The sequence below is a fragment of the Fibrobacter sp. UWR3 genome (genome assembly GCF_900143055.1).
GTDB lineage: Bacteria > Fibrobacterota > Fibrobacteria > Fibrobacterales > Fibrobacteraceae > Fibrobacter.
On the sequence record NZ_FRCW01000009.1, the window covers coordinates 70,594 to 83,003 of the forward strand.

A 12,410-nucleotide genomic window follows, 5' to 3' on the forward strand; every position below is an offset into this window, starting at 1 on the left:
AGAATGACGAATGAAAGGGAACCCGCAAGGGTTCCTTTTTTGCATTAACATAAGAATAAAAAAACGCTCCCGAAGGAGCGCGTTTGGTCATAAAATCAAGCGATTACTTGCAAGAACCCTTCGGGCCAACTTTGTAGATTGCAAACTCACCCGGATCACCATCGGCAGCATTTTCTTCTCCCTGAATCTTGAACTTAAGAGAAGAAAGCTGCTTGGCAGACTGAGCACCGGAAAGAACCTTCGTGGCCCATTCAGGAGGTGCAAACGATGCCCAAGAGAGATCCACAACCTTCTTGGCAGTAGATTTCGGCAACTCATAGAAGGCGTTTGCGCCGCCATCAATAGTCTTTTCCTTAGCCGCCGTAAGACCAAGTTCCAAGTGGATGGGTGCAGTAGAAGTGTATTCCACACAAACACCAAGCATCGCGCTCGCATCACCGGAATACTTATTGTCTGGCCCGAAGCCGAACGCAAAACCGATGAACGGCTGCCATTCATTGGTACCCACGATTAGAGTGTACGAGCCACAGAGAGAGCCACCGCACGCTTCAAGCACGGGAGTCATGTCACCATTAGTGCCCGGCTCACCTCCCCAAGTAATCGCGGATTCACCACCATTGTTACTATCGTCGTAGCCATACCACCAGCCACCTTTCTTATTGCTGACAGGGACTTGCGGTTTAAGTTCAGAAGCATCCCACAGTTCCATAGTGATGGTTCCGTCATCTACAGCGGCGGAACTCTTCGGGACAATTGCGGAGGAACTAGACCTAACAATCGCAATGCTGCTGGAGCTTGCGAAAGAGGAACTGGACACGGTCGGGAAAACCATGGAGCTGCTGGACAGCGGCATAATAGCGGAACTGCTCAGGAAGAAGTCCACGGACGAGGACGAGAACGGGTCGATTGCGGCAGAGGACATTGCCTGCGCCGCGTTAATCGAATCGAGCACATGCTGGTAAATGGAGTCGGCATTCACCTGCTGCTGGTTCGGGTCCTGGTAAGCGTTCTGATTGCCGCCCGATACGGGAGCAACTGCGGTTTCGCCGGATTCATTGCAAGCCACAAGAGTGCAGATTGCCAAAAGTCCGAGTATCTTTTTCATCTTGTTTTCCTCACTGTTGTAAATTCTAGTTAGTGAATATATATTTTTTTGTTACAAAAAGCAAAATGCCTTCCGTTTTTTTACATCACGAAAGACACTTCTTGAACATTCCCGGTATATTCCGCTACTTTACGGAGAAAATCCGGTTAAAGTTACCGTCCTTGACCACATACAGGCCCTTTTCGATGTTCATCGCATCGAGTTTCGCCTGCACGTCGCCCATGCGGGTTGCCTTCAGTTTGCACACGAAGGCGCCCTTCATGTTGTACACGCTGAACGTCCTTTCTCCCGCCTGCAGCAGGGCCTTGCCCGCAATGGAGGTTGTTCCGCCGCCGACTTCGGATTCGTCGATTTTTGCAATAACAACGTTGTCTATATACACGCTCCCCTTCGCAAGGCCCGCATTGAAGGAAATGCGCCCGTTCTCGTCGGTAGATTCCTTCATGGTGAACGTTATCTCGAAGTTCTTCTTGTCAGTCCCGAGGTCAAACGTCTTCGCTTCGCCCAGGTAGCTGGTCCACGGGTCGGTATCCTTCTCGAGGTTCACTTCGAGCGACCTTGCCTCGGAGGCGTACGCATCGAAGGTCAACTTGTAGCTCTGGCCCTTCTCGTAGTGCATCCCGTTCTGGATCATCTGGATGTCGTATGCATTCGTACCCACGCTGGTCACCTTGATTTCGGCCATGCCTTCGGTATGCTTCAGGGAGCCTTCGCCGCCATGGGTCTGCAACTTCCATCCGGCAAGCTTGAGCGAATCCGAGAACGTTCCGTTGAAAACGGTATCCCTGTTGGTCGGGACCTCGATTGCCCCCGCAACGCCGTCGAGCGAGAACATCTTCACGAAGTTCCAGATATCCGAGACATCTGCCTTGGAGGGGCTATGCATACGGCCCTCGAGTTTCAAGTGCTTCACGTAGACACCGTCATCGCACGGGCCCCAGGAATAGAGCGTCGCCCTGTTCTCGCTATTCGGGTGGTTTTCCTCGACTTCCGCCTGCGCGGGGCAGTTGAACTGCTGGCGGTAACTCTTGAGGTTGTTTTCGAGATTATTGTAGCCCACCACATCGTCGCTGGTTCCATGCGTATGGAAAATAGGCACCGGACGCATGGCCTGGCCCGGGCCGCCCATCAGGTAGCCGGAGCAGGGGGCGAACGCAGCAATTTTGTCTGCAATCTTGCCCATCGCATGGTAGCTGAGCATGCCGCCCATCGAGAAGCCCGACATGTAGACGCGCTTGGTATCGATGTCGTAGTCCTTGGCGAGCTGGCTAATAATTTCGGTAATCCACTTGGTGTCCTTGTCACCGCTAATGTCCCACGTGCTGTAGCCCGTAGCGCCCTTGGGGTATGCCACGACAAAACCGGCCGTATCGGCGACCGCCTCCCAGTGGGTATTCGACTGCTGATAATTGGGGTCCTGGTCCATGCCATGGAAAGAAAGCAGCAACGGGCTCTTTGCCGCGACACCGGACGGCGCGTAGACATAGACGTCCCGGCCCGAAACCGAGACCCTCTTGTAATCGTTAATGGATTTTCCACCGCCTCCCCACTGAGCGAAGGAAAGCGTAACGGCGGCTAACAGAAGTATTGGAAACTTCATATCTGTACTCCTCAGAATTTCCAGTTTTTACATCGTGTTGGCCTCCATATACCTACCCATATATAATGTATATCAATAATGTAGGAATGGGACTGCGGCCAACCAAATTGCGGTGTAAACGACTACAACGCAGTAAATGGCGAAATTATCATAAATTAGGCGGTTTTTCGATATTTCACAACAAGCAGTTGGGTTTTCCCGAGAAACACAGGCGTGTTGACATTTTTCAGTACAGTTTGTATTTTCGTCGCAAGCAACGGTACACCCCTTGGAAAAAGTCTTCTATCACATTCCCGGACTGTTCGAGTTCTACGACCTGTACAAGGCCTTCTTGCCGCTATGGCGCGACCACCGGGAATACTTTTACGACTGGTGTGAAATCGGCTCCATCTACGGGGCACCCAGCGGCTGCCTCTGGGGCGGCGGGCGCGTCGGTTTCGGGGATGCCGAGCCAGAAAAGGTTGCCGCACTCGTGAAGGAATACGGGATTTCGGCTCGGCTCACCTTCAGCAATTCATTGATTCGCGAAGAGCATCTGGCCGATGTAGAGTGCAACGCATTGTGCAAGATGTTCGAGAGCGCGGATACTGGGCTTGTAGATGGGAGGAACGGCGCTGGAAACGGTGCGGGTTTGAACGGCGCCGAGTTCGATGTAGGTTTGGACGGTGCGGGCATCATCGTCCACTCGGACCTTCTGCTCGATTACATCAGAGCGAAGTACCCCGGATTCTATTTCATATCTTCCACCACGAAGGTGATTACGGACTTCGGGCAGTTTGTCGCCGAGCTGAACCGCGACGAATTCCGTTACGTTGTTCCGGATTTTCGACTCAACAGGCAAATTGACAAACTGAGCACGCTTACGGACGCGCAAAAGCAGAAGGTCGAGTTCCTGTGCAATGAATGCTGCTGGTTCGGCTGTCACGACCGCAAGGCCTGCTACGAGAACGTAAGCCGCAAGAGCCTCGGCGAAAACTGCGAAGACCACGTTTGCGTTTCGCCCACCGCCCAGAGGGGCTACCGATTCTCCGACGCGATGAAGAACCCGGGATTCATCGGAATTGACGACATCCGGAACGTGTACGCGCCCGCGGGATTCAGGCACTTCAAAATCGAAGGCCGCAGCCTCGGCAGCGCGCTCATTCTGGAATTTCTGCTTTACTACATGACCAAGCCCGAGCACCAGTTAAAAGTGCGCGAAGAAATCTACCTGGACAGTTCTCTGGATTTGTTCTAGCGCAATCACGCAAATATTGGGCAACTGCATTTTTTATGAATGTCATGTTTTGACATTCTGTTATTTATATTTGATCGTGAGCAGTACAAAAGCGACATCAAATACGAGGGAGCCAATAAAACTTTTTCTTAGAAGCAAGCACTTATAATTGTATTTTGGCATAATTTTAAAGTTATTTAGCGTATTGACAATTTGTAATACAATTTGTATATTAATTATGAAAATCATAAAACACACATTTGAAAAATTGACGGAGATATATGGATAGTCGTATTAGAAAAAGACCTGTACACAGTCGTCACGGCAAGGCGTGCACACAAAGACGAGCAAAATCTATGGCATTCAAGGTAATGGAAAAGCCCGACATGACGGAAGAAGAACTCCGCTATTTTAACGAGCACGATTTTGCAGAGGAATTCCGCAAGGGTTTGGAAGATGGCACAACGATCGTCAGCAACGGCCCCTGGGAAGAAACCGTAAAGGAAATCAAGGCCCGCAAGGCCCGCGAAGCAACGAAGATGGCATCTTTCCGTTTGCCGACTTGGGTCATTGAAGGGCTGAAGCGCAATGCAGCAAAAGGCGGCGTCAAGTACAGCGAATACGCCATCGAGGTCTTGTCAAAGGCCGCTGTATAAATTTATATTCAAGGTATGAAACTCCTCGACCAGTTCAGCTTTACGGAACTCATGCCCGTCCTCTCGACCGAGGGGATGCGTGCACTTGACAAGGCGGCCAAGGAAGCGCTCGCCAAGGACGTTCGCCAGACAGACGCCCCAATTGAAGGTGAGACGCGCGCGGCGATTGAGGCCGGTTATGAACTGATGAAACAGGCGGGAGCCGCGCTGTTCAAGAAGGTGGTCGAGGTTTTAGATGCTTATCGCGGGGCCGGGAATGCACCGCGATCGGTGGCGGTGTTTGTCGGCGGGGGCAACAACGGGGGTGACGGGCTCGTACTTGCGAAGTTGCTTATCGAAGCGGGAATCCCCTGCACAACGTATTCGCTTGCCGCCGCAAGCAAGTTCCAGAACGAAGCCAAGATGGCTTTAGAGGATTTTTCGCAGGCGGGCGGAAGGTTGATTGCCTATTCGCCGGCCGATGACAGTTTATCGCAGGCAGAAACTGCGTCGGAAGGTTTGGCGCGGGCTGAAACTGCGCCGGAAAGTTTACCGCAGGCTCCAAGATTCGCGGGCTTCACGCTGGCCATAGATTGCATGCTCGGGAACGGAGCGCACGGCGAACTGCGGGAACTGTACGCAGCCGCGGTCCGCGACATTGCCGCGTCGAAGGTCGCGGTTGTCGCGGCCGACGCCCCTACCGGATACGACTCCCAGGAACACGTGCGTCGCGAACCCTGCATACACGCACTTGAAACCCTGATGTTCGGGTTCCCGCGGCTGGATGCATACACGCGCGAAGGCGGGCCCGCATTCGGGGAAGCCTCGGTCGCGCCGCTCGGCTACCCCGCAGGCATCGTCGAGCAGTTCAACGAAAACACGTTCCTCGCCACCGAATCGCTCATCCCGCAAATGTTGCCCGAGCGCGACGACTGGGGCGACAAATGCAAACATGGCTGCGCCATGATTGTAGCAGGTTCGGGCGATATGCCGGGAGCCGCCGCGCTCTGCACGCAGGCCGCCCTCCGGAGCGGCGCCGGCCTCGTGACCCTCGCGAGCCCCGAAGCCGTGATGCCCGTACTGCAAGCGAAACTCTCGGAACCCGTATTCGTGAACCTGCAAGATATCGCAGGTCAAGATGCGGATTCCACGGACGACCGCGCCACAGCACTCTCGCCCGCGCACATCCCGCAAATTCTCGAGAAAGCGAAGCACAACCAGGCACTCGCCATCGGGCCGGGGCTAGGGAGCGCCGAATGCACGCGCGACGCCGTAATCGAAATACTCCCGCAGCTCAACTGCCCGCTGGTCATCGACGCCGACGCGCTGAACGCCATCGCCACACACAACAAGACATCCGCAAGCCCCACTTCGGGCGCGGCATCTTACCTTCACAGCATCGAAACTGCGGCAATCCTCACGCCGCACCGCCGGGAATTCGAAAGGCTTTTCGGAGCGCTCCCGACAAACGATATCGACATACCCAAACTACTTCGTGACATCGCCCGCAACACGAAAAAGGTCATTCTCCTGAAGGGAGCGCCCACCTTCGTCGCCGTTCCCGACGGACGCGTGTTCATCGCGCCCGCACACAACTCGGGCCTCGCCAAGGGCGGCTCGGGCGACGTGCTTACCGGCATCATCACGGCTCTGCTCGCACAAGGCTTGCCCACCTGCGAAGCCGCCGTGCTCGGTGCGTTACTGCACCAAAAAGCGGGTCGCATAGCCCGCACAAAAATGGGAGCATTCAGCATGCTCCCAAGCGATGTCATCGACGCACTGTCGCAAGCATTCGGTCGATAAATTTATCCTTAGAACTAATCCTTGAGGCAACGGACAGAAAAACCGCTGTACTTGTCGCTGGAGCCCACGTCCGCATTGACGTCGTTGTAGTGGTACAAGCTCATGAGGTACGCACCGTAGCTAAGGAATTCAGTAGAACTCCAGAAAGATGCATCGTAGCCCGCATTGTAGAAATCCTCACTGTAGCCCCTGTTGCCAGCAGGCAACGCCGAGAAAGAATAGGCGTCCGTACCGTTGCCGCCATCGTCCCAGCCGCTCGTAGACTTGAGTATCTCGCACGGCGTCGATTGGTCCCCGACTGCAACAAACAACGTATTCCATTCCGTTGTATCTGGCAAATGCCAACCTTCGGGACAAATGCCGCGCACCGGATAAGTCAGTGTACATGTCACATTATAGCCGCACCCCTTGCCATTCGTACCCCACTCGCCTACGCTGTCCATCGCGGCTGCCCACGTATAAAGACGACCATACTTGAAACAGTTGGCTGGGTCATTGCCATAGCACCAACTAGTGGAATCGGAGGTATAGAGGGTATCCCTATAGGTGTTTTTATAGGGGACGTCAGTATATGCGTAATTCAGATTTTCCGCCATCCATACTTGGTCACCGATGGTTACAGTCTTGTAAATTTGACCGTCGCGAAAATCCGTAAGGGTATTATTATCCGCATCATACTCGCTGCCATCGTTTTTTGTCTTGCTATCGCTCGATTTCGGCGAGATGCTCGAAGAAGAAGCCCCGCTAGACGACGATTCCTTCCCGTCCGGACGTGTCGCAAAATCGCTGTCGTCATCGCCGCAGGCGGCCAGACACAATAATGCAGCCAGGGCAAAAATTCTCCATTTCATAGCGGTTCTCCCTTTTTACACAATGTAATAAAAAGCGCCCGCTGTTACGCGGACGCCGGTATTTTGGAGGAGAAATTTTTCGTTTAGCGGGCATTCACGCGCATGGCGCGCGGGCCGATTTTCAGTATAAACGTTCCCGTATGCGGGAGTAGCGCCGACTCGACGGAAGTCGCTATGCGTTTTGTCAAGAGCAGGCGGCCCTGCATGTCGAAAATCGCCATCGTATTGCCCGCTGCATTCTGGACTTGCAACAGGCGACCTGCGGTAGAGACCGTGAACTGCAGGGCAAAATCTGTTCCGCGAATTGCATCGGAAGCCTCGCTGCTGCTGGACACGTCTGTCTCGCTATCGCTCGACTGCGGTGTGACGCTACTGCTGGACTTTGCAGAGGAACTCGATGCAGGCGCCGTGCCGTTCCCCGTCACGGTAATGGTCCCGCTCTTCGAGGCATTCGTCGTAGCGCCCGTCGTAGTAACGGTGAACTTGTACGCACCCGGCGCCACCGTCGCAGAGACCGTTCCCGAAATGTAGAAGTCAGAACCCTTGAGCGTACCCGACACGCCATCCGGAAGGCCCGTCACCGTGGCACCCGTCGCGCCCGCGATCGTGTAGTAGAATTCCGCAATCGATTCGCCTGCGGCAACCGTCTGCGTGGTGCTGCCCGAGCCGTGCTTGGTAAGGCTAGCCTCGCCCGCGACAGGCGTCTGCGACGAGCTGGACTTTGCAGAAGAACTCGATGCAGGCACAACGCTGCTGCTGGACTTCGCCTGTGAAGAACTGGACGCAATGCTGCTGCTAGACTTGGCCGAGCTCGAACTTGCCGGAGTCACCACAGGACTGCTGCCCGGATCCGGGAGTGTAGCACCTGCATACAACTTAATGGAATCGCGCAGGGCATACGCCTTCGCCTGCGTGCTCACGTCGGTAAGGCTCATGGAATAGCTCGGCTTGAACGCCGTGCCCGTACCGGCTTGCGGCTTCTTCACGTTCTCTTCGTAATTTTCGATCATCTGCGCCGCCGTGATAGCGCCATCGCTCGTGTAGAGGTCAAGCGCCTTCTGCACGCCAATGAACACGTTCCTTTCGATGCGGATGTCCGCCTCGATGGCCGCACGCACGCAGTAGCTCGCGTCCTTGCTGTCGAAAAGGTTGTTCGCCACATGCACCTTGCCAAAGCGCACGCGCGGCATGCGTTCCACCACGCCGTCCGCCCACCACGTATGGTGAATCGTCACGTTCAGGTGCCCGCGGTCGCTCGTCTTTGTCTTGCTGTTACCAATCAGGTTGCTGAACTGGTGGCCGGTCGATGCCGAAGTGTAACTGAACTTGGTCCACGAAATCGTCACGTAGTCCGAGGCGTTGGTAATGTCCAGGTTGCCATCGTGACCGTCATACACGTCTACGTGGTCAATCCACACGTTCTTCGATTCGTGATTCACCTGGAGGCAATCCTCGTCGTCGTCGTCATGCGCGCCCACGCCCTTGAATTTCAGGTTGCGGATGATGACGTTCTTCGAGCCGCTCAGCTTCATGGCGCTACCCGAGCTGGGCTGTGCGATGATGGCGCCCTGGTAACCGTAAATCGTCACGTTGCTACCGACTTCCACCGGACCCATGTATGTACCCGGCTTCACGTAAATAATCTTGTTGCCCGCCTTGGCGTAGCTCTTAAGGTCACTCACGTTGTCCACCGTGACCTCGGAATATCCCTTGCCGCCCGTGGTGCCGCCATTCTGCGTGGCAAATCCCGCCATCGGGAAGTCCGGCGAAGTGACCGCGAACGCGGAAGTCGCCGTACCGACAACCGTCGCCCCGCACACAAGCAGCGCCGAGAGCGACATTTTCAACGAATTACAACCCATAACATCCATCCTTTTTTTGAGTCGCGGACAACCCGCCCGCATTGTTCTCAAAATTTTTCTCAAAATTTATATTCAAAAAAGGAAAAAGTCAATAGGAAATTTTAACATTTTGCCGCTCTTTCACCCGTAATTAGCCACAAAACAAACAAAAATGGCGAAATCAAAAGAAATTCGCCATTCTTAAAATGTTCTCAAAAATTTATTTTACAATTACAACAGGTCGGGCACCCGAGAAAACACGCGCCTACACAAGTTCTTGAACGAGTTTGTCCATCGCCGCTTCGGATTCGGCGCTGAGCGTCGACTTCACCGTCACCACCGTTTCGGCAAGCGTCACGTTCTTGAGCGTAGCGAGAATTTCAGTCATCTTCTTGGCGGCCATCGGAGCCCACGTGCCGTTTTCCACGATGCCCACCTTGCGGTTACTGTAGTTCTTGGCCTTCAAGTGATTCAAGAAGTCTTCCATCACCGGGAAAAGGCCCGCGTCGTACGTGGGGGCAGCCACCACCATGCGGTCGTAGCGGAAGGCGTCTTCGATGACTTCGGCCATGTCGCTGCGGGCAAGGTCAGAGACTACCACCTTCTCGACACCGGCGGCCTTGAGCTTTTCGCCGAGCAATTCCGCGGCCTTCTTGGTTCCGCCGTAAATCGAGGCGTAAGCCACGAGCACGCCCTTGTCTTCGGGAGCGTAGCTGCTCCAGGTGTTGTACTTGTCGATGTAGTAGCCGAGGTTTTCGGTGAGCACCGGGCCATGCAGCGGGCAAATCGTCTTGATGTCGAGCGTGGCAGCCTTCTTGAGAACCGCCTGCACCTGGTTGCCGTACTTGCCCACGATGTTGAAGTAGTAACGGCGGGCTTCGCAGGCCCAGTCATCCGGGTCGGCATCGTACACGCCGAACTTGCCGAACGCATCGGCCGAGAGCAAGACCTTTTCGCTCTGCTCGTAGCTGAATAGGACTTCGGGCCAGTGCACCATCGGGGCACCGATAAACTGCAAGGTGTGCGCACCGAGCGAAAGCGTCTCGCCTTCCTTCACGGTCTGCTTCTTGACCGATTCAGGGAGAGCCATGAACTGCGGCAAGAGCGCGAAAGCCTTCGCAGACGCCACGAGCGTCGCCTCCGGGTACTTCGCCACGAAATCAGCGATACCGCCGGCGTGGTCCGGTTCCAAGTGGTGAATCACCAGGTAATCCGGCTTGCGGCCAGCGAGAGCAGCGTCCAGATTGGCAAGCCACTCGCCCACCTTGTGGGCATCCACCGTGTCCGTCACGGCAATCTTTTCGTCCACAATCACGTACGAATTGTACGCCATGCCCTCGGGCACCACGTACTGGCCTTCAAACAAATCCAAGTCGCGGTCATCGACTCCGATGTACTTGATATTTTCGCTAAAGTTCTTCATACCGACTCCTATTTTTTTTGAAATTTAGAAAAAAACACCGACCGCCAATTTTGCCCTCACTTTTTTTCGCTATTTTGCTTGATAGAGGGTGCTGGGTGTCATCTTTTCCTAATCTTCCAAGAAATACTGCACGTTCGTCACGACGCGGACTTTCTTGATGTACGGCGTATTTTCGTCGCGGTTTTCAATGGAGAACACGCCCTGCGTAGCCGTCTTGATTTTGCCAAGCTTGCTGTCGGAATCCTTGGCAAATTTTTCGGCAGCGGTGCGCGCGTTCTTAGTCGCTTCGTCAATCATGGCAGGCTTGATTTCGTTGAGGCCGTTAAAGCTATAAATGGTGCGGTACTGGTAATCGCTACCGCTAAAGGCTATTCCATGTTTCAGGAGTTCGCCCTGCTTTTCCATGGTCTTGCGGACAAGGGCCACATCGTTTGTCGCAACAGTTGCAACCACGGTTGCCACATAGCGGTAATTATGTTTACCGCCGCTGTACAGTTCGCCATCGGCATCGACTATGGCCGGGGTCGAGTAAGTAATGTTTTCTTTTTTAACGCCGTTTTCGAGCAGGAACTTTTCAAGTATCTGCGTCTTGGACTGTAGCGTTGCAGAAAGTTCCGCAAGGTCGTTGCCCACTTCTTTGTAAACGATCGGCCAAATCACGAAATCAGCCGGTACTTCGCGTTCAGCAAGGCCGCGCACGAACACCACGCGGTCGCGGTCCTTGACATCGATTTGCGCGCGATAGAAAAATGCACCCAGGCACAAAATGGCCACTGCCAGAATGACAGTCTCTTTAACTCTTGATTGCATATTCAACTCCTTTTTTCTTTAAGTCAATATACAAAATTTTATATATTACCAAAGTAAAAAAGGAAAACAAGATGATTTGTCCTAAATGCGGCAGAAAATACGAAGACGACATGCCCCAGTGCCTGTGGTGCGACGCCCCCAACCCCAAAAGAAACAAGGAAACGGAAGAAGTTTACGAAAGTTCGGAATTCTCCGAAACGGCAGAATCCGAAGATGACGGCAAGCCCCGCAAAGGAACGCTTATTTTCTGGATGAGCATCATTCTAGGAGAAGCGGGCGTACACTGCTTTATGAGCGGGAGATCCTTACGAGGATGGTTGTACTTCATTTTTGGCGGAGTTGCATTCAGCTTTTGGGTGGGAGTTTTAAGTCCCTTCGAAATATATTTCCCGGTCGCAGTACACTTCATCATGTACTTTACGTCCATTGCAGTCTCCGTACTCACCTATATTGACGCATGGAAAATCGCACACGGGAAATACACGAACACCAAAAAAGGCTTCAATTACACAGGCGCCAAGTGGATGACGGTCATCACCATTTTGAGCATCGTCTTCAGTGCGGCTTACACATCAATTAGCTTTGTCGGACATGCCAAATCCGGATTCCTAAACATTGAATCCTACAACAAGGACTTGAGAGAAAAAAGCATCAAGGAAAAAAGCAAAAGTGACAGCGAAAGCATCGCCGCCGTCATCGAGACTTACATACTAAAGCAGGAACAATTCTTTAAATCGGAGAATAAACTCGGCCGCTTTAAAGAAATTGGCTTTGCAGATACGACGGCTTCCATGTATTTCCAGATACAGGACCTGGGCGCAGGTATCGGCGTCACATACAAAAGCATGTTTGGTTGTTCCAGGAATTCAACGTGGCTTTACACGACTTCCATTCAAGACGGCAAGCTCACTTGGTACACCTCTGCTCCCCAAGACGAAAACTGCAAGGAAGCATTCCCAAAGCTTTACATCTTGACTCCGAATTCTGAATGCGTCAACCAGGAATAACGGGTTAAATTTCTACATTCAAAAGGTTTCGATGATGCACGGCTACTGGGGTGCGGTGCTCCGCATTTTGGCCCAGCACAAATCTATATTTCAGTAAAAATATTTATCCTAAATACGAT

At 53.3% G+C, this 12,410-nt stretch carries 10 protein-coding genes; 4 read left to right on the forward strand and 6 right to left on the reverse strand.

What is annotated here, in order from left to right; all coding sequences use genetic code 11:
- Positions 1-103 precede the first annotated feature (103 nt).
- Together BUA44_RS11870 and BUA44_RS11875 are read right to left on the reverse strand one after the other, a co-directional pair.
- Positions 104-1,105: a hypothetical protein gene (locus BUA44_RS11870; RefSeq protein ID WP_072812304.1), complete on the reverse strand. Its 1,002-nt coding sequence runs from the start codon at positions 1,103-1,105 to the stop codon at positions 104-106.
- Positions 1,106-1,229: 124 nt separating this feature from the next.
- Positions 1,230-2,705 (reverse strand): carbohydrate binding domain-containing protein, encoded by a 1,476-nt coding sequence (locus BUA44_RS11875; protein WP_072812307.1) that lies wholly within the window; start codon positions 2,703-2,705, stop codon positions 1,230-1,232.
- 268 nt (positions 2,706-2,973) lie between these two features.
- On the opposite strand from BUA44_RS11875, the gene BUA44_RS11880 reads away from it, so the two are divergent.
- From BUA44_RS11880 to BUA44_RS11890, 3 genes are all read left to right on the forward strand, one after another.
- Positions 2,974-3,942: a hypothetical protein gene (locus tag BUA44_RS11880; protein ID WP_072812309.1), complete on the forward strand. Its 969-nt coding sequence runs from the start codon at positions 2,974-2,976 to the stop codon at positions 3,940-3,942.
- Between the two features lie 335 nt (positions 3,943-4,277).
- Positions 4,278-4,577: a hypothetical protein gene (locus tag BUA44_RS11885; protein WP_072812312.1), complete on the forward strand. Its 300-nt coding sequence runs from the start codon at positions 4,278-4,280 to the stop codon at positions 4,575-4,577.
- 15 nt (positions 4,578-4,592) lie between these two features.
- Positions 4,593-6,359 (forward strand): NAD(P)H-hydrate dehydratase, encoded by a 1,767-nt coding sequence (locus BUA44_RS11890; protein WP_255370553.1) that lies wholly within the window; start codon positions 4,593-4,595, stop codon positions 6,357-6,359.
- Positions 6,360-6,373: 14 nt separating this feature from the next.
- Here the strand turns inward: BUA44_RS11890 and BUA44_RS11895 are convergent, their stop codons facing one another.
- The 4 genes from BUA44_RS11895 to BUA44_RS11910 form a co-directional block, all read right to left on the reverse strand.
- A complete protein-coding gene (locus BUA44_RS11895) occupies positions 6,374-7,210 on the reverse strand; it encodes a fibrobacter succinogenes major paralogous domain-containing protein (protein WP_072812316.1) in 837 nt (278 codons plus the stop codon).
- Positions 7,211-7,293: 83 nt separating this feature from the next.
- Entirely contained in the window at positions 7,294-9,072 is a 1,779-nt protein-coding gene (locus tag BUA44_RS11900; protein WP_083579613.1) for a pectate lyase family protein, read from the reverse strand.
- Between the two features lie 244 nt (positions 9,073-9,316).
- Positions 9,317-10,474: an FprA family A-type flavoprotein gene (locus BUA44_RS11905; RefSeq protein WP_072812321.1), complete on the reverse strand. Its 1,158-nt coding sequence runs from the start codon at positions 10,472-10,474 to the stop codon at positions 9,317-9,319.
- A gap of 108 nt (positions 10,475-10,582) precedes the next feature.
- A complete protein-coding gene (locus tag BUA44_RS11910; RefSeq protein ID WP_072812324.1) occupies positions 10,583-11,284 on the reverse strand; it encodes an SIMPL domain-containing protein in 702 nt (233 codons plus the stop codon).
- A gap of 71 nt (positions 11,285-11,355) precedes the next feature.
- Here BUA44_RS11910 and BUA44_RS11915 point away from each other — a divergent pair, with 71 nt between their 5' ends.
- Positions 11,356-12,291 carry a TM2 domain-containing protein gene (locus BUA44_RS11915; protein WP_143151981.1) on the forward strand — a complete coding sequence of 312 codons (936 nt, stop codon included), beginning with the start codon at positions 11,356-11,358 and terminating at the stop codon, positions 12,289-12,291.
- Positions 12,292-12,410 lie beyond the last annotated feature (119 nt).